This window comes from Marinospirillum minutulum DSM 6287 (assembly GCF_000422325.1).
Taxonomy (GTDB): Bacteria; Pseudomonadota; Gammaproteobacteria; order Pseudomonadales; family Halomonadaceae; genus Marinospirillum; species Marinospirillum minutulum.
In genome coordinates this window covers 67596-86654 of sequence record NZ_AULO01000014.1, presented here as the reverse complement: position 1 = coordinate 86654, position 19059 = coordinate 67596, and the positions used below count along the sequence as shown (strand labels likewise).

Genomic DNA, 19059 nt, shown 5'->3' with positions numbered 1-19059 from the left:
GTTTGGAGATAGATTATGATTCAGACACAATCAATGCTGGATGTTGCTGACAATAGTGGTGCCAAACGTGTCATGTGCATCAAAGTGCTAGGCGGTTCACATCGTCGTTATGCACGTGTTGGTGACATCATTAAGGTCACCGTTAAAGATGCCATTCCGCGTGGTAAGGTGAAAAAGGGCCAAGTCCTTAAAGCCGTTGTAGTCCGCACTAGGGCTGCAGTTCGTCGTCCAGACGGATCAGCTATTCGATTTGATGGCAATGCTGCCGTTATTCTCGATGGTAAGGATGCCCCTATGGGTACCCGTATTTTTGGTCCGGTAACACGTGAGCTGCGCGGTGATAAGTTCATGAAGATCATTTCCTTGGCACCTGAAGTGCTGTAAGGAGCGAGGCCGGATATGCGCAAGATTAAACGTGACGATGAAGTGATCGTCATAGCAGGCAAAGACAAGGGTAAGCGTGGCACAATAAAGCGTGTTCTAAATGATGATCGCTTTGTGGTGTCCGGTGTGAATATGATCAAGCGTCACACCCGCCCAAACCCCTACGCCAATCAACCTGGCGGTATTATTGAGCGCGAAGCGCCCATTCATGCTTCCAATGTTGCCATTTTCAATAAAGAAACTGGCAAGGCTGATCGAGTAGGGTTCAAGGTCCTGGACGATGGTTCCAAGGTACGTATTTTCAAGTCGACTCAAACAGAGATCGGCGCGTAATCAAGTCAGGTATCAGTATGGCTAGATTGAAAGAGCTTTACAGTAAAGAAGTAGCAGCCAAACTGAAAGAAGAGCTTGGCTTAAAAAATGTAATGGAAGTTCCTCGCATCACCAAAATCACGCTTAATATGGGTGTGGGTGAAGCACTTAGCGATAAAAAGCTAATGGATAACGCTGTTGCAGATTTAGAAAAATTAAGTGGGCAAAAAGTACTTATAACCAAGGCTCGTAAATCTATCGCAGGCTTTAAAGTTCGTGAAGATTGGCCAATTGGTTGTAAAGTAACCCTACGCCAAGAGCGTATGTGGGATTTCCTCGACCGCCTAGTTGATGTTGCGATTCCTCGTATTCGTGACTTCCGTGGCCTAAACCCCAAGTCTTTTGACGGTCGTGGTAACTACAGCATGGGTGTGCGTGAACAAATCATCTTCCCTGAAATCAACTATGATAAAGTTGACAAAGTGAGAGGATTAGATATCACCATCACCACTACTGCCCGTAACAATGACGAAGGCCGTGCGCTATTAACTGCACTTGGCTTTCCGTTCAAGAAGTAAGGGGATTTAGATGGCGAAGGTATCAATGATTCAGCGTGAGCTGAAGCGCGCCAAACTGGTAGAAAAGTACGCTGCAAAGCGTGCTGAGCTGAAAGCAATAATTGTTAACCCACAGACTTCAGAAGAAGATCAGTGGGCTGCACTTCAGCAACTCCAGAAGCTGCCACGCGACTCTAGTCAATCACGTCAGCGTAATCGCTGCCGCGAAACTGGTCGTCCGCATGGTTTCTATAACAAGTTCGGCCTGGGCCGCACCGCACTGCGTAGAGCAGCTATGCGTGGCGATGTTCCCGGTCTGCGCAAGTCCAGCTGGTAAGCAGGATCCAGGAGTGCAAAGCGAATGAGTATGCAAGACACCCTGGCGGATATGGTTACCCGTATTCGCAATGCACAGATGGCAACTAAAGAGACGGTTACCATGCCGTCTTCTAAGATGAAAATCGAAGTTGCTAGAGTGCTTAAAGAAGAGGGATACGTCGTGGACTATCAGGTCCAGGGTGATGTCAAACCCGAACTGACTGTAACCTTGAAGTATTTTGAAGGCAAAGCGGTCATCGAAAAGATCGAACGTGTTAGCAAGCCAAGTCTGCGTAGCTACAAAGGTAAGAGTAATCTTCCTAAAGTTAATGCTGGTTTAGGCGTTGCGATTGTTTCCACCTCTAAAGGTGTGATGACAGATCGCGCAGCTCGTGCGGCCGGTGTCGGTGGCGAAGTCATCTGCACCGTGTTCTAAGGGGAAGAGTAAAATGTCCCGCATTGCAAAACAATCGATAGAATTGCCAGCTGCTGTTGAGTTTAAACTTAGTGACAGCAAGGTAACTGTAAAAGGTGCCAATGGCACACTTGAGCTAGACCTAACTAATTTGGTTGAAGTTAAAGTGGAAGACAAAACTGTGACGGTTGCTCCTAGCAACCCGAACAACAAGGCTGCCTGGGCACTTGCTGGTACCACCCGTTCACTCATCAATAATATGGTGATTGGTGTTTCTGAAGGTTTTACAAAAAACCTTGAGATCACAGGTGTTGGTTACCGTGCGCAAGCCAAAGGGCAAACAATTAATCTTACCTTGGGCTTCTCCCATCCGGTGGATTACACCCTACCTGAAGGTATTAGTGCAGAAACTCCTAGCAATACCCTTATTATTCTTAAGGGCGCTGACAAGCAAGTTCTTGGCCAGTGTGCTGCAGAGATCCGTAACTACCGCCGTCCAGAGCCTTATAAAGGCAAGGGCATCCGCTATAGCGATGAACTAGTTCGTCGTAAAGAAGCCAAGAAGAAGTAAGGCAGGGTTATGAACGCGAAGAAAGAATCTCGTTTACGTCGTGCCCGCCGTGCCCGCGCCAAAATCCGCGAGCTAGGTGCAGTGCGCTTGTGTGTTAATCGCACACCGCGTCACATCTATGCACAGATAATTTCTGCAGATGGAGGCCAAGTTTTAGCGAGCGCCTCTACTCTTGACGGAAGTCTGCGTACTGGTACGACTGGTAATATCGAAGCCGCCACTAAGGTTGGCAAGCTAATCGCTGAACGTGCTAAAGCTGCTGGCATCAATGCTGTTGCTTTTGATCGTGGTGGTTTTAAGTATCATGGTCGCGTAAAAGCCCTAGCTGATGCGGCACGTGAAGGCGGCCTAGAATTCTAAAGGGTGTAACAATGGCGAATAACGAAAAAACAGCCGGTGACCTGCAAGAACGTCTTGTTCAGGTTAACCGTGTCGCCAAAGTGGTTAAGGGTGGACGTATTTTTGCGTTCACAGCCTTAACTGTGGTTGGTGACGGCAAAGGCCGCGTTGGTTTTGGTCGTGGCAAGGCGCGTGAAGTGCCTGTTGCGATTCAAAAAGCAATGGAGCAGGCACGCCGCAATATGGTAACCGTTAAACTAGACGGTACTACTTTGCAGCACCCTGTCCGTGCAGCACATGGAGCCTCTAAAGTCTTCATGCAGCCAGCTTCTGAAGGTACGGGTGTTATCGCCGGTGGTGCGATGCGTTCAGTATTAGAGTTAGCTGGTGTGCACAACGTTTTGGCTAAGATCTACGGTTCTACTAATCCAGTAAACGTAGTTCGTGCCACGATTAAGGGTCTGGTTGCTATGCAAGCACCAGAAGACATTGCTGCTAAGCGCGGCAAGACCGTAGAAGACATTCTGGGGTAATACCATGGCGAAAATTAAAGTAACTTTGGTACGCAGCCCCATTGGCGTTTTGCCAAAGCATAAGCTGTGTGTTAAAGGTCTTGGTCTACGCCGCATCGGCCATCAGGTCGAAGTGGAAGACACGCCTTCAGTACGTGGCATGATCAATAAGGTCAACTACTTGCTGCAGGTTGAAGGAGCTTAAATCATGCATTTAAACGATCTAAGCCCGGCACCAGGCTCTAAGCCTGCGGGTAAGCGCGTTGGTCGCGGTATTGGTAGTGGCCTGGGTAAAACCGGTGGTCACGGCCATAAAGGTCAGAAATCGCGTTCAGGCGGTACAGTAGCTCCAGGTTTTGAAGGTGGTCAGATGCCCCTTCAGCGCCGTCTACCTAAGTTTGGTTTTACTTCAGTAAAAGCACCTTTGTCTGCAGAAGTGCGTTTACATGAAATTGCCAAAGTTGATGGTGAACTAGTTACTCTACAAACTTTAAAAGATGCAGATGTAATCAAAGATTCCATACTGTACGTTAAAGTAATTCTGTCCGGTGAAATCGACCGTGCTGTTACCCTACAGGGTGTAAAAGCCACTAAGGGTGCACGTGCGGCTATCGAAGCGGCTGGCGGTAAAGTCGAAGACTAGAAGTCGAGGACGAAATGGCAAAACCAGGAACCCTACCAGGTAAGCAAGGTGGCATGAGTGAACTTTGGATACGTCTAAGGTTTGTTTTCTTAGCGATATTAGTTTATCGCCTAGGTGCTCACGTGCCTGTGCCTGGTATTAATCCTGACCAACTTGCTGCTATCTTCGAACAAAACAAAGGCACCATTCTAGACATGTTCAACATGTTCTCGGGTGGTGCACTTGAAAACATGAGTATCTTAGCTTTGGGTATTATGCCCTACATTTCAGCTTCGATAATCATGCAGTTGCTTTCAGCTGTTGTACCTAAGCTTGAAGCACTGAAAAAAGAAGGTGAAGCCGGTCGCCGTAAAATTAACCAATACACACGCTACGGCACTGTAGTATTGGCTATTTTCCAAGCGATAGGTATGTCAGTAGGTTTGGCCGGGCAAAGTGGCGTCGTCTACATGGCGAACTTCGGGTTTTACTTTGTAGCGGTAACAACACTGGTTTGTGGTGCAGTCTTCCTAATGTGGTTGGGTGAGCAGATTACAGAAAGAGGTATCGGTAACGGTATTTCTTTGTTAATTTTTTCCGGTATCGTGGCAGGCTTGCCTGGTGCAATCGGCAGCTCCCTAGAAGTAGCCCGTAGTGAAGGTTCTTGGAATCTAATCCCGCTTTTAGTGATTGGTGTTCTAGGTGTAGCAACCATTGCCTTTGTGGTGTTTATTGAACGTGGTCAACGCCGTGTTACGGTTAACTACGCTAAGCGCCAAGTGGGCAATCAAGTTTATGCAGCACAATCTAATCACTTGCCGTTAAAAGTGAATATGGCTGGTGTAATTCCTCCCATTTTTGCTTCAAGTATCCTGTTGTTCCCTGCGTCCATAGGACAATGGTTTGGAAGTGCTGAAGGTTTTGGTTTGTTGCAGGACTTGTCGCAGCTACTTGCGCCAGGTGCTCCACTCTATATCTTGCTTTTTGCACTCAGTGTTGTATTCTTCTGCTTCTTTTATACAGCACTCATGTTTAACCCCAAAGAAATTGCTGAAAATCTGAAAAAATCAGGTGCTTTTTTACCCGGTATACGTCCTGGTGAACAAACAGCAAAATACATTGATGGGGTGGTAACACGCCTAACCCTGTTCGGTGCACTGTATATCACGGCTGTTTCACTGATGCCTCAGTTTCTGCAGGTGGCTTGGAATATTCCTTTCTATGTCGGCGGTACATCACTTTTGATCGTCGTAGTTGTAGTAATGGATTTCATGGCTCAGCTCCAGTCACACATGATGTCGCACCAGTATCAGAATCAGTCTTTGCTTAAAAAAGCTAACCTTAAAAGCTATGGACGTCGCTAAGGCAGACAGCTTGAAAGGTAGGAGTAGAAGATGAAAGTTCGTGCATCTGTAAAAAAGATCTGTCGTAACTGTAAGATCATTCGTCGTCGTGGATCAGTACGTGTTATCTGTATTGAACCGCGTCACAAACAGCGCCAGGGTTAATCTCTGGACAGGACCATAAAAGGTCTTGCAAAGCTACCCCTTGATATTTTTCTTATCAAGGGGTATGCTTTTTCGCCCTTTATGGACATAAAAACTGGAGTCGGCTTTTACCGGCTTGGAATCGGAGAAATTTGAATGGCACGTATTGCTGGTGTCAACATTCCGGATAACAAACATGCAGTTATCTCGCTAACCTATATTTATGGTGTTGGCAAAACGACTTCTATGGCTATTTGCAAGAAGTCCGGAATAGAGCCCACTCGAAAAATTGGTGACTTGTCAGTTGAAGAACTAGACACACTTCGTGGCGAAGTGGCAGCTTACACCGTTGAAGGTGACCTGCGTCGTGAAGTTACCATGAGTATTAAGCGTCTGATGGACCTAGGCTGTAACCGTGGTATTCGCCACCGTCGCAACCTACCGGTTCGTGGTCAGCGCACCAAAACTAATGCGCGTACCCGTAAAGGCCCGCGTAAACCAATTCGTAAATAAGCTAATGTGCGTGTAGTTTTAATGCACGCTCATTCGTGAATATTCAGGAAAAAAAGTACTATGGCTAACCCGCGTACTCGTAAAAAAGTTAAAAAGTCGGTGGTGGATGGGATTGCCCATATCCACGCCTCTTTTAACAACACCATCATTACGATAACTGACCGCCAGGGCAACACCCTATCTTGGGCTACAGCCGGTGGTTCGGGTTTTCGTGGTTCTCGTAAGAGCACCCCGTTCGCAGCACAGGTTGCTAGTGAACGTGCCGCTAATGCGGCAGCCGAGTATGGTCTGAAGAACGTAGATGTTATGGTTAAGGGCCCTGGCCCTGGTCGTGAATCTGCTGTTCGTGCCCTGAACGCTGCTGGTTTCAAGGTTACCAATATTACTGATGTGACCCCGATTCCACACAACGGTTGTCGTCCACCGAAGAAACGCCGCGTATAAGGAGGCAGACTCATGGCTCGTTACTTAGGTCCAAAATGTAAACTCTCTCGTCGTGAGGGAACAGATTTACTACTCAAGAGTGGTGTAACTGCTTACGAAAAGAAATGTAAGTCTGAATCAGTACCTGGTCAACACGGTCAGCGTCGTAGTCGTCTATCTGACTACGGTTTACAGCTCCGTGAAAAGCAAAAAGTTCGTCGTATGTACGGCGTACTAGAAAAGCAGTTCCGTAACTACTATAAATCAGCAGCTCGACTAAAGGGTGCAACGGGTGAAAACCTCCTGCAACTTCTAGAAGCGCGTTTAGATAACGTAGTTTATCGTATGGGCTTTGGCTCTACGCGTGCAGAAGCACGTCAGTTAGTTAGCCATAAGTCACTTACAGTTAATGGTAAGACAGTTAATGTTCCTTCTTACCAGGTTCAGCCCGGTGATGTCATAGCCGTGCGTGAGAAGGCAAAACAGCAGCTACGCATTAAAAGCGCATTGCAACTGTCTGGTCAGCGTTCTGACGTTTCCTGGGTTGAGGTTGATTCCACTAAGTTAGAAGGTACTTTCAAGTCTAAGCCTGAGCGTACTGATTTATCTGGTGAAATTAACGAAAACCTTATCGTCGAGCTTTACTCCAAGTAATTGGGGTAACCGTCAGGCAGCTAAACAGGTGTTTCTATGCAGCGTTCAGTGACAGAGTTTCTTCGCCCTCGTGACATAAAAGTCGAGACCATTAGTCCGACTCGTGCAAAAATCATTCTTGAACCTTTCGAGCGTGGTTTCGGACATACCCTAGGGAATGCTCTGCGTCGTATTCTTCTTTCTTCGATGCCCGGTTGCGCCATTGTCGAGGCGGATATAGAAGGGGTTGAGCACGAATACAGTGCTATTGAAGGTGTTCAAGAGGATGTTATCGAGATCCTTTTGAATCTTAAGCAAGTTGCGGTGAAAATGTTCAGCCGTGATGAAGCTATTCTGACGCTGAGCAAAAAAGGCCCGGGTGTTGTTACTGCTGGTGACATCAAAGGTGATCACGATATAGAGATCATTAACCCAGATCTAGTTATTGCCAACTTAAATGCAGGTGCATCATTAAACATGACCTTGCGTGTACAGTCTGGCCGTGGCTATGTTGCGGCTGATGCTCGTCAGGCTGATGAAGACGAAACTCGTCCTATCGGTCGTCTAGCGTTAGATGCTACTTTTAGTCCAGTAACTCGGGTTGCTTATACTGTTGAAGCCGCTCGTGTAGAGCAGCGTACAGACCTAGATAAGCTGGTTCTAGAATTGGAAACTGATGGTACTTTGGATCCTGAAGAATCGATCCGACGTGCTGCCACTATCCTACAAGAGCAGCTAGCTGCTTTTGTTGATCTAGAAGCAGATAACCAACAAGAGCCGGAAGAAGAGGAAGATCAAATTGATCCTGTCCTATTACGTCCGGTGGATGATCTTGAATTGACTGTTCGTTCTGCTAATTGCCTAAAAGCCGAGAATATTTACTACATTGGCGATCTTATTCAGCGTACAGAAGTTGAGCTGTTGAAGACACCTAACTTGGGTAAAAAGTCCCTGACTGAAATCAAGGATGTTCTTGCAGCCCGTGGCTTATCACTGGGTATGCGGTTAGAGAACTGGCCACCCGCTAGTTTAAAGAACGACGACAAGGCAACTGCCTAAGCGTCAATTCAAGTCCAAAGGTTTGAAAGGATAAACGACAATGCGTCATCGTAAGAGTGGTCGTAAGCTAAATCGTAATAGTTCACACCGTAAGGCCATGTTTAAAAACATGAGCGTTTCTTTGGTTGAACACGAAGTAATTAAAACTACATTGCCAAAAGCTAAAGAATTGCGTCGCGTTATCGAGCCGCTAATTACTCTAGCCAAGGTAGACAGTGTTGCTAACCGTCGTCTTGCTTTTGCTCGTACCGGTTCTGATGCTGCTGTGGGTAAACTTTTCACAGACCTAGGTAAGCGCTTTGCTACCCGTCCTGGTGGCTATGTTCGCATTCTAAAATGCGGCTTGCGTGCTGGTGACAGTGCACCTATGGCTTATGTTGAGTTAGTTGATCGCCCTGAGGCCTCTGAAGCTGCTGAATAATTAGCTGCTTGATCAACCATAAAAAACCGGCTTTTGCCGGTTTTTTTATTATGTGTTTTAAACTTTTAGCTTTTAACTTGCTGCTAGAGTTTTAGCTAAAAACTGCCCAGTGTAAGAAGCTGCACATTTAGCAACCATTTCAGGTGAGCCTTCTGCAACTAATTGGCCACCGCCTTTACCACCTTCTGGACCTATATCAATTATCCAGTCTGCTGTTTTAATTACATCCAAGTTATGTTCAATAATTACTAATGTATTGCCATGATCCCTTAAGCGATGCAAAACATTTAACAGCATACGTATATCTTCAAAATGTAGCCCAGTGGTGGGTTCATCTAAAATATAGAGTGTTTTACCTGTATCACGTTTTGCGAGTTCCTTAGCCAGTTTGACTCGTTGGGCTTCACCACCTGATAGGGTAATAGCACTTTGCCCTAAACGTATATAAGACAAACCTACATCCATTAGGGTTTGTAAGCGGCGAGCTACTGCAGGAATGGCCGTAAAGAACTCCCGTGCCTCTTCAATTGTCATATCCAACACTTCATGGATATTTTTGCCTTTATAGCGAATTTCTAGGGTTTCACGGTTATAGCGTTTTGCCTTACATAAATCACAAGGCACATAAATATCGGGAAGGAAGTGCATTTCAACTTTAATTAAGCCATCACCTTGGCAAGCTTCACAACGGCCGCCTTTAACATTAAAGCTAAAACGTCCAATTTTATAACCCCTAGAACGCGCTTCTTGCGTGCCTGCAAAGAGTTCACGTATGGGTGTGAATATGCCAGTGTAGGTTGCTGGGTTTGAGCGGGGTGTGCGGCCTATGGGGCTTTGATCTATATCAATCACTTTATCAAGCAAATCTAAGCCTTCAATGCCTGCACAGGGTTCGGGTGTTAAGGTGGTTGCGCCATTTAATAAGGTGGCTGCATGAGGGTAGAGAGTGCCATTAATTAGGGTTGATTTACCTGAACCTGAAACACCGGTAACGCAAGTCATTAAACCCAAGGGAATACTAACGGTGGTTTCTTTAAGATTATTACCACTAGCCTTGTGAATAACTAATTGCTGTTCTGGGTTATTCAAATGGCGTGGGTAAGGAATTTCTATTTTACGCCTGCCGGTTAAATAATCAGCAGTGATAGAACCTTCAGTCGCCATCACCTCGGCAGGAGTTCCCTGTGCAACAATTTGACCGCCATGCACACCAGCACCTGGGCCTATATCTATTAGCCAATCTGCCTGACGTATGGCGTCTTCATCGTGCTCAACCACTATTACTGTATTGCCTAGGTCACGTAGGTGGGTAAGGGTTTGTAGTAGGCGCTCGTTGTCTCTTTGGTGTAAGCCTATGGATGGTTCGTCAAGTATGTACATTACACCCACTAGCCCAGCACCAATTTGGCTAGCCAAGCGTATGCGCTGTGCTTCACCACCCGACAGTGTTTCTGCGCTACGGTCTAAAGATAAGTAATCCAGCCCCACATTCACTAAGAAGGTTAGGCGCTCTACAATTTCTTGCAGAATGCGTACGGCAATTTCACCACGGCGACCTGTTAGCTTTAACCCAGAAAAATATTCGCGTGCTTCACCTAAAGACATTTTAACAACTTCAGGTAAGGTGGTTTCACCTACATACACATTGCGAGAAGCTTCTTTAAGGCGACTACCTTTACACGTTGGGCAGGCGTGAGTAGTTAAAAGGCGAGACAAGTCTTCACGTAGGCTGAGGGACTCAGTTTCGTGATAACGCCTTTCTAAGTTAGGAATCACCCCTTCAAAAGGATGGGCTTTATAAACTTTTTTACCCCGATCACTAATGTAACTAAAGTCGATTTCTTCAGTACCACTACCGTGCAAGACAATTTGTTGAATTTTATTGGGAAGCTGCTGCCAGGGTGTTTCTAATTCAAAGTTGTAATGCTGGGCAAGGTTATTTAACAGGCCAAAATAATAAATACTGCGTCTATCCCAACCTTTAATAACCCCCTCTGCAAGTGAAAGCTCAGGTGCAACTATCAGTTTATGGTCATCGAAAAACTGTTTCATACCCAAGCCATCACAAGTAGGGCAGGCACCAGCTGGGTTATTAAAAGAGAAGATGCGAGGTTCTAATTCAGCTACTGCATAGCCGCAATGAGGGCAAGCAAAGCTGGCAGAAAACAACATATCTGGCTGGTTACCATCCATAAAACTTACCAAAGCCAAGCCTTCAGAAAGGTTTAAGGCCGTTTCAAAAGATTCGGCTAAGCGGAGTTGTTGGTCTGGTTTAACCTTCAAACGGTCAACCACCACTTCAATGGTGTGTTTGCGTTTTTTATCTAGGGTAGGAGTTTCATCTAACTCAACAACAGCACCATCAATACGGGCACGAATAAAACCCTGAGCACGGAGGTCGGCCAAAAGGTTTACATGCTCACCTTTTCTGTCTTGAATAACAGGCGCTAAAATTAGAATGCGTGATTCTTCGGGTAGTTTAAGTACTTCATCTACCATTTCAGATACGGTTTTAGCTTCTAAAGGTACTTGGTGTTCAGGACAACGAGGAATACCTGTGCGTGCATAAAGTAAGCGCAGATAGTCATAAATTTCTGTAATGGTACCCACGGTAGAGCGAGGGTTATGGGACGTTGATTTTTGCTCTATGGAAATAGCAGGAGAAAGCCCTTCAATATGATCAATATCGGGCTTTTCCATCATCGACAAAAACTGTCGAGCATAGGCTGAAAGCGACTCTACATAGCGGCGCTGTCCTTCAGCATAAAGTGTATCAAAAGCGAGAGATGATTTACCCGAGCCAGAAAGACCGGTAATAACAACGAGCTTATCACGTGGAATTTCAATCGAAATATTCTTCAGATTGTGGGTTCGTGCTCCGCGTAAGCGGATTTTATCCAAGGCCACCTGTTTTCTCCTAGTTAATCGCAACCGCTTATTATAGGTTTTATCTGACCCGTCTGTCTGCCTTTGTCTGGTTAGAAAAGGGCTGGCAGGGTACAATTCTAACTTTAAAGTAACGTCAGGTTAGTAAGCCTTAACGAGTAAAAGGTAAAATGCGACAGGATTCACTATCAAAGATTGAAGTAAGAGCAATTAGCGGACTAGCAGGGCTTTATGGCTTAAGAATGCTTGGGCTATTTATGGTTCTACCCGTTATGCCGCTGTTGCTTTTACATTATGAAGGCGCAGAACCCTTTGTAATTGGCTTGGCTATAGGTATTTATGGTTTTACCCAAGCATTGCTACAACTACCCTATGGTTGGTTATCCGATAGGTTTGGGCGTAAGCCACTTATTTATACGGGTTTACTAATATTTGCCTTGGGGAGCCTTGTTGCTGCTATGGCAGATTCTATCTTATGGCTGATTATTGGTCGTGCGCTTCAAGGTGCAGGTGCTATTGCCAGTGTATTAATGGCACTTCTAGCCGATTTAACGCGCGATGATAAACGTACTCAAGCCATGGCCAGTGTAGGTATTAGTATAGGTCTAGCTTTCATTGTTGCTATGGCTGCTGGCCCACTTTTGGCTGGTTGGCTAGGGCTTTCGGGCTTATTTTGGCTTACCGCTATTTTTAGTCTGTTGGGTATGCTTATTGTATGGCGTTGGGTGCCCTCACCACAAAGGGTAAGAAAACACCTAGATGCTGGGGGTATTGATACTAAGCAGGTTGGCAAGGTACTTGTTAATCCACAACTGCTTCGTTTAGATTTCAGCATTCTTGTTTTGCATCTAATATTAACGGGTGTGTTTATTGCTGTGCCAGGTTTGCTGATTGACGCTGGTTGGACACTAACCCAGCATGGTTGGATTTATCTAGTCACCATGCTGCTGGGTTTTGGTCTTATGATCCCGCTCATTATAATTGGCGAAAAAGGCCGTAAGATGAAAGCTATGCTTATGCTAGCGGTAAGCCTTATAGCTGCAGCCCTAGTGTTAATGCCAACCAACTTGGGTAACTGGGCATTATTGCCTGGATTGTTGCTGTTTTTTACAGGCTTCAACCTGTTAGAAGCCAGCTTACCTTCATTAATTAGCAAGCAGTCACCCGTTCAAGCCAAGGGTACGGCTATGGGGATTTATTCTACTTCACAATTTGTTGGTGCTTTTTTAGGTGGTGTTTTAGGTGGGTTCATTCTTACCTATTGGGGGCCGTTAGAGTTACTTTGGAGTGCAGCAGGTCTGTGTCTGCTATGGTTAATGGTATTGGTAGGCTTTAAGCAACCTAGGCATTTGTCTAGCCGTATTTTTACTCTACCTTCTATGACAGGTGAGGCACTAGAAGCCTTTAAAAACGAGCTAGCTAGCCTGCAAGGAGTTGTTGAAGTGGTTTTTTTAGAAGAAGAAACGACAGGCTACTTAAAGCTAGATAAACAGCAGCTAGATGAACAAGTCTTAGATAAACTATTATTGAATAGATAAAACAAAATACATGTAACAGTTAAAGGGTTAAAAGGGGAAAGTTATGGCACGTGGTGTAAATAAAGTAATTCTTATTGGTAATCTAGGTAATGACCCAGATATTCGATTCACTCAGAATCAAAAGCAGGTAGCTAATGTAAGTTTAGCTACCAGTGATCAGTGGACAGATCGTCAAACAGGGCAGAAGCAGGAAAAAACAGAATGGCATAAGGTGGTTTTCTTCGATCGCTTGGCAGAAATTGTTGGTCAATATTTAAAGAAAGGCAGCAAGGTTTATATAGAGGGTAAGTTACAAACCCGTAAGTGGCAAAACCAGCAAGGTATAGATCAGTACACCACTGAGATAGTTGCTAATGAAATGCAAATGCTAGATGGTCGTGGTGATGGTGGTAATCAGAACTACGGTAATGCAGGTCAGCAAGCTCCAGGGGGCTACCAGCAACAAGCACCCCAACAGCAAGCTTATGCAGCGCCTCCACCTCAGCAACCCCAGCAACAAGCTTATGCAGCACCGGCTCCTCAACAAGCACCTCAGCAACAAGCTTATGCAAACCCAGTGCCACATCAACAACCAGTAGCACAGCAAGCCTATGCTAATCCTGCACCAGTCGCTTCACAGCCTGCCGTGCAGCCAACGCATCAAGCTGCGCCACCAGCACCAGCTCAAGCTCCTCAGCAGTCAGCACAACAACCTGCGGGACAAGCTTTTAATGACTTTGATGATGAAATACCTTTCTAATTCAAGATAAAATAAGTAATTTTGAAAAGTTGATTAAAGCCGCTTAAATAGCGGCTTTTTTATAATGTTATTTACTAGTCTGTGGTACGGTCGCGCTGTTATGTATTGATAATCCATTTTTTATGCTTTATTATTTATTTTATTACAATTTGGTGAGCTCATTATTCAACATTATAAATAATTTATGATTGTTATTTTATCTAGTGGATAAGACTATGTTTCAGAATATAAGAATAATTAGTTTCGGTGTTTTGCTTTTTATCTTAAGTTTTTCACTGCACGCTAAGGTTGAAGCGTTAGAGTTACTACTGAAGGAAGAGCGGTTTTCAGAAGCTTATCAGCTAGGGCAGCAACTCTTGCCAGAGCAGGCAGGTAATCCTAACTTTGATATGGCTTTTGGTATTGCTGCTTTAAAAACAGGTGAGTACGACCAAGCGCTTTTTGCATTTGAACGGGTGTTAATGTTCGACAGCAAAGCGCCTGCACCTAGGTTTGAGTTAGCACGTACATACTTTATGTTAGGCAACTTAAATGTTGCACGACGCCACCTAAACCAACTATTAGATACTACTCCCCAGCTACCACCTGCTGCCATGAAGCGAGTGCAATGGTATTTAGCAGCTATAGATGCAAGAGAAGCAGGTAAAGCTGTTGCAACAAGTGATGGTGTAACACGCTTTTATCTTGGTGCAAGATTAGGCTATGAGAGCAACCCTAGTAATATGACCCAGAAAGATGTGCTCTTGTACGATCGCTGGCTACTGACCTTGCCTAAGGTTGAATCAGACACCTTCCATGAGGTTGTTTTAGGTGCTACTCGCTATCAACAGCAGGGTGAAAGTTGGGGCTGGTTTGCTGGTGCAGATGCTAACTTAAGGGGCTACCACGCAGATCAAAGCGATATGGGTAATTATGGTGTTGGTATCAAAGGCGGTGGCATTCTGCTAGGTAAAAGCTGGCGTTTAACCCTGCCCTTACAAGTGAACAAACAACTACGTAAAGATAAAAACGAAGTACTTTTACTAGCCTTAGCCACAGAGTTTAACCAGCGTATTGATGCTAAGTCTGACTACACAGTTTTTGGGCAGCTAGCGGCAGTTAATTTTACACCCGGCAATACACGAGATAAAAAAAGCTTTACCGTTGGCTTAATCTACTCTCATAGAGTGCTAGAGCAGCTTAATCTTTATGGTGGTCCTATTTTTGGCTTAGATAATGCCGATACCAGTAGCGGCAAGCATTTTGGACGCAACCTCTTGGGTACACGCACAGGGCTAGGTTATCGGCTGAATGATCAGCAGCAAATAGATTTCAACCTAAATTATATGAATGCCAAGCATAAAGCTAAAGATCCTGCCTTTCCGAAAACTACTCGTAAAGATGATTTGCTAGGTTTAAATCTTAAATTTAGCCATAAACATTCTAATAATTGGCTGTTCGATTTGGGGCTAGAACATACTAATCAAAGCTCAACACTTAATCTTTATAACTACCGCAGCACACAAGTAAGTGCTGGTGTTAGAAAGGAGTGGTAAGACAATGCAAACGAAGCAAAATCACCTGCGTTTTCATAACAGCTATCGGTTCTTTTTCGCAGCCTTGCTGTTTTTATTTTTAACTACACCAGCAGTTGCTAACCAAGAAGAAGTTGGCAAAGTCTTAATGGCAACCCTTGGTGTTACAGCTGAAAAACCAGCAAGCAAACCACGCAACCTAACTAGGCGCTCATCTATTTATGTAGGTGAAACCATCAAAACACCTGAGGGTGGACGAGCACAAATACGCATGGCCGATGGTGAAATGCTATCTCTTGCTGCTAATAGTGAACTTACAATAGAAGCTTTTGAATATCAGCCAAATACTACAGTCACTAAACAAACAAGTGTTAAGCGTTTAGTTACAGGTGGGTTAAGAACCATTACGGGTGCAGTTAAGGGTAATGATTATGAAATGAAAAGCCGTGCAGGAACTATCGGAATAAGAGGAACAGCCTTCGAAGTGTACACTCAACAAGGTGAAAACCTATTTGTCAGTATTCAACGAGGTAATGTCTATATACAAAATGCTCAGGGAAGTATTGATATAGGTGTAGATCAATTACGAACAGCAGCAAGAATAACAAGCATTAATCAAGCACCAGAAGCCATTTCAGTCAGTGATTTACCACAGTTCTTTGAAGATGCTTTTGCAGAAGACATTACCCTTTCTTTGGCTAACAATGAAAAAGAGCAAGAAGAAGCACCTCCGCTTAGTTTGACAAGCCCAGTTGTGCCTGTAGCTTTGATGCAAGTGGGCTATCAGCCAGATGTAGGCGAAATAGAACTGCAGCGTGATGATTACTTATCTTCAGATACAAAAGCTCCTGAAGCAAATGAAGTAGTTAAGGTGCCACCTTCTGCAGGGCCTTTAGGCTTTTTTATTGGCACAGTTTATGACAATAATGACCCTATAAATATAGCTGCCAGTGCTTTAGTTAACCCAGTTAATATTAGCACAGAAGGTAACTTATCTACTTATACAGGGCAACAGGGTAAAGCAATACTTGGTACTGACAAGAATGTTAACAGTTATAAAATGACAAGTGACTTCAATCCTAGTGACTTTACTCAAAAGAAATTAGATAAAAAATACTCCACCATTTATATTGGAGAGTCAGGTGAATTAGATATTGATGGTGTTAAAAGCGGTCACTTAAACTTTGTATTTGCTACCAATGTGCATACTAGTTTAGCCAGCTTACCCGCAAAGGGTAACTATACATACAATCTAATAGAGAGTTCTAATCATCTTGAAAGCGGAAGTCTAAGTGCAAACTTTGCTACAAGTGAGCTTGATGTGAGCTTATCAACTTATGGATCTAGTTTTCCTTACAAAGGTAGTGGAAAAATAAGTGACTTTTATAATAGTTCAATAAACTTACAAGAAGCCAATGATGGAATGACTGGGTCAATAACAGGACGGTTTATAGGCAATAATGTTGAGGGAGTTATTACTGCTTATGAAATTGATCTTGGCAGTACCCAAAAAGAAAAAGGCGTAGCTGTCTTCGAGCGTCCTTAATTCTATAACCCTAGCAACCTTTATAGGAGCTAGGGTTTAGCAAAACCTTTTACTCCTTTATTGGCCAAAAACTCTGCTTGCTCTTGTATAACTGGGTGGTTAAAAAACTCTAGTAAATCTTGAGCACGTTTTTTGCCTACACCACTCAATGCTTGCCAATCTTCTAAGCTTCTAGCTGCAAGGGTTTGCCAATGCTTAACTTCTTGCTGATTAAATAGTTTATCCGTTCCACTAGGAGGCATACCTAAAGCGCTTAACCAAACTTCTAAAGGCTGTTGTCTGGCTAGGTAAAAATTTAGTGCTAATAATCTGCTTCGTTTAGTACCTATGCCTGCCAATGGCTGTAAATCTTCTACTGTTAAGGCTAGCCAGCTGGTTAAGTCCTTTAATAAGCCTGCATCAAGTAATAACGCCCAAGTTCCTTCACTTATTCCTTGCATATTTAAAGCTTGATAAGAGCTTAACCAAGTTAAACGAGCAATAAATTGCTGTTTACAGCCTTTGGGGTAGGGCGATTTATTTATTGCTTTAGCTTGTAAGCAGCTTAAAAAATGAAAAGCATCTTCAGGTGGGTGATTAGTTTTTGATCTAGGTTGGCTTCTAACTAACACTTCATCTAACTGTGGAAGGGTTAGGCCAGCCAGTTGAATTGTTACTAAATCACCTTTTTGCACATCAAGTTGTTTAAGCTTATTTAAACTGCCTAGACTAGTGCGACTAATGGTGCGCTGGTCTAATTCAAAGGGTTCTAACTCTAATAAAGGGGTAATACGCCCTGTTCGCCCAACTGTATAGGTAATTTTGCTAACACGAGTAACCGCTTGCTGGGCCGGGTGTTTCCAAGCGATTGCCCAGCTAGGTGGTTGCTCCTGCCAAGTTTCTGGCAGGGGTCTTTGTTGCTGGCGTAGCACTACACCATCGGTTGCCATAAACAGGGGCTGGGTGTACCAGTGGTTTTGCCAGTGCTGAACATCGTTTAAACTTTTAACTGGCTGGGTTAAGCCTTGGCTGCGAATAAAGCCCCAGCTAGTTAATTGGTTTAACTGCGCCTGCATACTTAAGCCAGAATTAGGCCAATCCCAAATATACACTTCTACCTTTTTTGCTTCTTCAGCATCAGTTTGCTGGCGCTGCATAAAGCCAGCAATTTGACTACGTGCACCTTGGCTAGTCTGTTTGGCCTGAATATGGTTTGTTAAACGCCACACTAGTTCGCCCTGTAAAACTACTTGGGTTAAGTGGGTGTTTATTTGTTGTGGCACGTTGGGTAAGTTTCTTACTTTTGCAGTCCAGTCTTGTCCCACTCCATTTTTACCACGGCTAATGGCCTGGCTAAGTTTTCCATTAGTATAAATTAGACTAACTGCCACACCATCTGCTTTGGGCTGTACCCATAAGGTTTGGTTAGAACGCTCGTTTATCCACTGTTGAACTGCTTTGCTTGTAGGTAATTTATTTAATCCTGTGTGTGCAAAAGGATGCTTAACTTGTTGTGTTGCTTGGGTAGACAGAGCTACTAAATTTAATTCTGGGTAGCAGACTTGTAGATGAAAAAAGCGCTGCAAAGATTGGTCATAAACTGCATCAGTAACTAAAGAAATGCCCTGCTCATAGTAAGCAAGATTCCACTGGTTAAGTAGTTGCATTAGTTCTTTTGCTTCAAGGTGTTCTTGTGGGTTAGTAGTGCATTCACTTAAGCTAGAAGTTGAGTAGCTAAGAATTAAAAAAGTTAAAATGAACCATTTGATGAGATGCATACTTTCCCCCTTCCTTGTGATGAACAGGTTAAACTTGCATCACTGGGCTAGGCTTAGCCTTGCGACAAATCAATATTAAAGAGCTTTTAATTAAGGAAGGTTATGAATTTACCTCTTGCGGCTTTGGCTGTAGCTACCGGAGCTAGTTGCGGTGCATTGGGGCGTTGGTGGTTATCGCTACAATTTAATAGCAGCCTAGCTTTATTACCCTTGGGTACTTTATTAGCAAATTTATTGGGTGGTTATTTTATTGGTTTGGCACTGGCGTTTTTTGCTCAGCAGCCTAATTTGTCAGCCGAATGGCGCTTGTTTTTGGTGACGGGTTTGCTGGGTGGTTTAACCACTTTTTCTACTTTTTCTGCTGAAGTGTTTAGCCTTTTACAGCAAGGGCGTTACTTATGGGCTTTATTGGGTGTGGCGGGGCATTTGTTCGGCAGCCTGTTAATGACTGCCTTGGGTTTTGCTAGTTACAGCCTTTTTAAAAGTGGGTTCTAAGGATTGCTTTTAAGGCTA

Annotated in this window: 24 protein-coding genes; 22 read left to right on the top strand and 2 right to left on the bottom strand. The window is 44.2% G+C overall.

What is annotated here, in order from left to right:
• Positions 1-15 precede the first annotated feature (15 nt).
• The 17 genes from rplN (at position 16) to rplQ (ending at position 8566) form a co-directional block, all read left to right on the top strand.
• Positions 16-384, top strand: a complete 369-nt coding sequence (gene rplN, locus H571_RS0109000; protein WP_027849013.1) for a 50S ribosomal protein L14 — start codon at positions 16-18, stop codon at positions 382-384.
• A 15-nt stretch (positions 385-399) separates the two neighbouring features.
• Positions 400-717: a 50S ribosomal protein L24 gene (gene rplX / locus H571_RS0108995; RefSeq protein WP_027849012.1), complete on the top strand. Its 318-nt coding sequence runs from the start codon at positions 400-402 to the stop codon at positions 715-717.
• 17 nt (positions 718-734) lie between these two features.
• Positions 735-1274 (top strand): 50S ribosomal protein L5, encoded by a 540-nt coding sequence (gene rplE, locus H571_RS0108990; protein WP_027849011.1) that lies wholly within the window; start codon positions 735-737, stop codon positions 1272-1274.
• A gap of 10 nt (positions 1275-1284) precedes the next feature.
• A complete protein-coding gene (gene rpsN, locus H571_RS0108985; protein ID WP_027849010.1) occupies positions 1285-1590 on the top strand; it encodes a 30S ribosomal protein S14 in 306 nt (101 codons plus the stop codon).
• A 24-nt stretch (positions 1591-1614) separates the two neighbouring features.
• Positions 1615-2007 (top strand): 30S ribosomal protein S8, encoded by a 393-nt coding sequence (gene rpsH / locus H571_RS0108980; RefSeq protein WP_027849009.1) that lies wholly within the window; start codon positions 1615-1617, stop codon positions 2005-2007.
• Positions 2008-2020: 13 nt separating this feature from the next.
• Positions 2021-2557, top strand: a complete 537-nt coding sequence (rplF, locus tag H571_RS0108975; RefSeq protein ID WP_027849008.1) for a 50S ribosomal protein L6 — start codon at positions 2021-2023, stop codon at positions 2555-2557.
• 9 nt (positions 2558-2566) lie between these two features.
• Positions 2567-2917 (top strand): 50S ribosomal protein L18, encoded by a 351-nt coding sequence (rplR, locus tag H571_RS0108970; protein ID WP_027849007.1) that lies wholly within the window; start codon positions 2567-2569, stop codon positions 2915-2917.
• An 11-nt stretch (positions 2918-2928) separates the two neighbouring features.
• Positions 2929-3429, top strand: coding sequence for a 30S ribosomal protein S5 (gene rpsE, locus H571_RS0108965; protein WP_027849006.1), 501 nt, complete (start codon positions 2929-2931; stop codon positions 3427-3429).
• 4 nt (positions 3430-3433) lie between these two features.
• On the top strand, positions 3434-3613 hold the full coding sequence (gene rpmD / locus H571_RS0108960; RefSeq protein WP_027849005.1) for a 50S ribosomal protein L30: 180 nt from the start codon (positions 3434-3436) through the stop codon (positions 3611-3613).
• 3 nt (positions 3614-3616) lie between these two features.
• Positions 3617-4051: a 50S ribosomal protein L15 gene (rplO, locus tag H571_RS0108955; RefSeq protein ID WP_027849004.1), complete on the top strand. Its 435-nt coding sequence runs from the start codon at positions 3617-3619 to the stop codon at positions 4049-4051.
• Positions 4052-4065: 14 nt separating this feature from the next.
• Complete coding sequence (gene secY, locus H571_RS0108950) at positions 4066-5394, top strand: preprotein translocase subunit SecY (protein ID WP_027849003.1); 1329 nt, start codon at positions 4066-4068, stop codon at positions 5392-5394.
• A 30-nt stretch (positions 5395-5424) separates the two neighbouring features.
• Positions 5425-5538 (top strand): 50S ribosomal protein L36, encoded by a 114-nt coding sequence (rpmJ, locus tag H571_RS15850; RefSeq protein WP_072326876.1) that lies wholly within the window; start codon positions 5425-5427, stop codon positions 5536-5538.
• A gap of 135 nt (positions 5539-5673) precedes the next feature.
• Positions 5674-6030, top strand: coding sequence for a 30S ribosomal protein S13 (gene rpsM, locus H571_RS0108945; RefSeq protein WP_027849002.1), 357 nt, complete (start codon positions 5674-5676; stop codon positions 6028-6030).
• Positions 6031-6090: 60 nt separating this feature from the next.
• Entirely contained in the window at positions 6091-6474 is a 384-nt protein-coding gene (rpsK, locus tag H571_RS0108940) for a 30S ribosomal protein S11 (RefSeq protein WP_027849001.1), read from the top strand.
• A 12-nt stretch (positions 6475-6486) separates the two neighbouring features.
• Positions 6487-7107, top strand: a complete 621-nt coding sequence (gene rpsD / locus H571_RS0108935; protein WP_027849000.1) for a 30S ribosomal protein S4 — start codon at positions 6487-6489, stop codon at positions 7105-7107.
• Between the two features lie 36 nt (positions 7108-7143).
• The gene (locus H571_RS0108930) at positions 7144-8145 is read left to right on the top strand and encodes a DNA-directed RNA polymerase subunit alpha (RefSeq protein ID WP_027848999.1); all 1002 of its coding nucleotides are present in this window, start codon (positions 7144-7146) and stop codon (positions 8143-8145) included.
• Between the two features lie 40 nt (positions 8146-8185).
• The gene (gene rplQ, locus H571_RS0108925; RefSeq protein WP_027848998.1) at positions 8186-8566 is read left to right on the top strand and encodes a 50S ribosomal protein L17; all 381 of its coding nucleotides are present in this window, start codon (positions 8186-8188) and stop codon (positions 8564-8566) included.
• A gap of 72 nt (positions 8567-8638) precedes the next feature.
• Here rplQ and uvrA read toward each other — a convergent pair whose 3' ends face one another.
• The gene (uvrA, locus tag H571_RS0108920; RefSeq protein WP_027848997.1) at positions 8639-11467 is read right to left on the bottom strand and encodes an excinuclease ABC subunit UvrA; all 2829 of its coding nucleotides are present in this window, start codon (positions 11465-11467) and stop codon (positions 8639-8641) included.
• 155 nt (positions 11468-11622) lie between these two features.
• Between uvrA and H571_RS0108915 the strand changes: the two genes are divergently transcribed.
• The 4 genes from H571_RS0108915 to H571_RS0108900 all read left to right on the top strand — a co-directional run bounded on the left by H571_RS0108915 (position 11623) and on the right by H571_RS0108900 (position 16789).
• Positions 11623-12990 (top strand): MFS transporter, encoded by a 1368-nt coding sequence (locus H571_RS0108915; RefSeq protein WP_027848996.1) that lies wholly within the window; start codon positions 11623-11625, stop codon positions 12988-12990.
• A gap of 43 nt (positions 12991-13033) precedes the next feature.
• The gene (locus tag H571_RS0108910) at positions 13034-13729 is read left to right on the top strand and encodes a single-stranded DNA-binding protein (protein ID WP_027848995.1); all 696 of its coding nucleotides are present in this window, start codon (positions 13034-13036) and stop codon (positions 13727-13729) included.
• Between the two features lie 215 nt (positions 13730-13944).
• The gene (locus H571_RS14790; RefSeq protein ID WP_051168258.1) at positions 13945-15264 is read left to right on the top strand and encodes a tetratricopeptide repeat protein; all 1320 of its coding nucleotides are present in this window, start codon (positions 13945-13947) and stop codon (positions 15262-15264) included.
• Between the two features lie 4 nt (positions 15265-15268).
• On the top strand, positions 15269-16789 hold the full coding sequence (locus H571_RS0108900) for a FecR family protein (RefSeq protein WP_027848994.1): 1521 nt from the start codon (positions 15269-15271) through the stop codon (positions 16787-16789).
• A gap of 29 nt (positions 16790-16818) precedes the next feature.
• On the opposite strand, the gene ligB is transcribed toward H571_RS0108900, so the two are convergent.
• Entirely contained in the window at positions 16819-18546 is a 1728-nt protein-coding gene (gene ligB, locus H571_RS0108895) for an NAD-dependent DNA ligase LigB (RefSeq protein WP_036218012.1), read from the bottom strand.
• Positions 18547-18648: 102 nt separating this feature from the next.
• On the opposite strand from ligB, the gene crcB reads away from it, so the two are divergent.
• Complete coding sequence (crcB, locus tag H571_RS0108890) at positions 18649-19041, top strand: fluoride efflux transporter CrcB (protein WP_027848992.1); 393 nt, start codon at positions 18649-18651, stop codon at positions 19039-19041.
• Positions 19042-19059 lie beyond the last annotated feature (18 nt).

Excerpts from the sequence above, each read along its gene's own strand:
- rpsD (WP_027849000.1), top strand. The coding sequence starts at position 6,487 with ATGGCTCGTTACTTAGGTCCAAAATGTAAACTCTCTCGTCGTGAGGGA.
- H571_RS0108915 (WP_027848996.1), top strand. The coding sequence starts at position 11,623 with ATGCGACAGGATTCACTATCAAAGATTGAAGTAAGAGCAATTAGCGGA.
- rplR (WP_027849007.1), top strand. The coding sequence starts at position 2,567 with ATGAACGCGAAGAAAGAATCTCGTTTACGTCGTGCCCGCCGTGCCCGC.
- rpsN (WP_027849010.1), top strand. The coding sequence starts at position 1,285 with ATGGCGAAGGTATCAATGATTCAGCGTGAGCTGAAGCGCGCCAAACTG.
- rpmJ (WP_072326876.1), top strand. The coding sequence starts at position 5,425 with ATGAAAGTTCGTGCATCTGTAAAAAAGATCTGTCGTAACTGTAAGATC.
- crcB (WP_027848992.1), top strand. The coding sequence starts at position 18,649 with ATGAATTTACCTCTTGCGGCTTTGGCTGTAGCTACCGGAGCTAGTTGC.
- H571_RS0108900 (WP_027848994.1), top strand. The coding sequence starts at position 15,269 with ATGCAAACGAAGCAAAATCACCTGCGTTTTCATAACAGCTATCGGTTC.
- rpsE (WP_027849006.1), top strand. The coding sequence starts at position 2,929 with ATGGCGAATAACGAAAAAACAGCCGGTGACCTGCAAGAACGTCTTGTT.
- rplO (WP_027849004.1), top strand. The coding sequence starts at position 3,617 with ATGCATTTAAACGATCTAAGCCCGGCACCAGGCTCTAAGCCTGCGGGT.
- H571_RS0108930 (WP_027848999.1), top strand. The coding sequence starts at position 7,144 with ATGCAGCGTTCAGTGACAGAGTTTCTTCGCCCTCGTGACATAAAAGTC.
- rpsK (WP_027849001.1), top strand. The coding sequence starts at position 6,091 with ATGGCTAACCCGCGTACTCGTAAAAAAGTTAAAAAGTCGGTGGTGGAT.
- rplE (WP_027849011.1), top strand. The coding sequence starts at position 735 with ATGGCTAGATTGAAAGAGCTTTACAGTAAAGAAGTAGCAGCCAAACTG.
- rplF (WP_027849008.1), top strand. The coding sequence starts at position 2,021 with ATGTCCCGCATTGCAAAACAATCGATAGAATTGCCAGCTGCTGTTGAG.
- rplQ (WP_027848998.1), top strand. The coding sequence starts at position 8,186 with ATGCGTCATCGTAAGAGTGGTCGTAAGCTAAATCGTAATAGTTCACAC.
- rplN (WP_027849013.1), top strand. The coding sequence starts at position 16 with ATGATTCAGACACAATCAATGCTGGATGTTGCTGACAATAGTGGTGCC.
- H571_RS0108910 (WP_027848995.1), top strand. The coding sequence starts at position 13,034 with ATGGCACGTGGTGTAAATAAAGTAATTCTTATTGGTAATCTAGGTAAT.
- rpmD (WP_027849005.1), top strand. The coding sequence starts at position 3,434 with ATGGCGAAAATTAAAGTAACTTTGGTACGCAGCCCCATTGGCGTTTTG.
- H571_RS14790 (WP_051168258.1), top strand. The coding sequence starts at position 13,945 with ATGTTTCAGAATATAAGAATAATTAGTTTCGGTGTTTTGCTTTTTATC.
- secY (WP_027849003.1), top strand. The coding sequence starts at position 4,066 with ATGGCAAAACCAGGAACCCTACCAGGTAAGCAAGGTGGCATGAGTGAA.
- ligB (WP_036218012.1), bottom strand. The coding sequence starts at position 18,546 with ATGCATCTCATCAAATGGTTCATTTTAACTTTTTTAATTCTTAGCTAC.
- rpsH (WP_027849009.1), top strand. The coding sequence starts at position 1,615 with ATGAGTATGCAAGACACCCTGGCGGATATGGTTACCCGTATTCGCAAT.
- rpsM (WP_027849002.1), top strand. The coding sequence starts at position 5,674 with ATGGCACGTATTGCTGGTGTCAACATTCCGGATAACAAACATGCAGTT.
- rplX (WP_027849012.1), top strand. The coding sequence starts at position 400 with ATGCGCAAGATTAAACGTGACGATGAAGTGATCGTCATAGCAGGCAAA.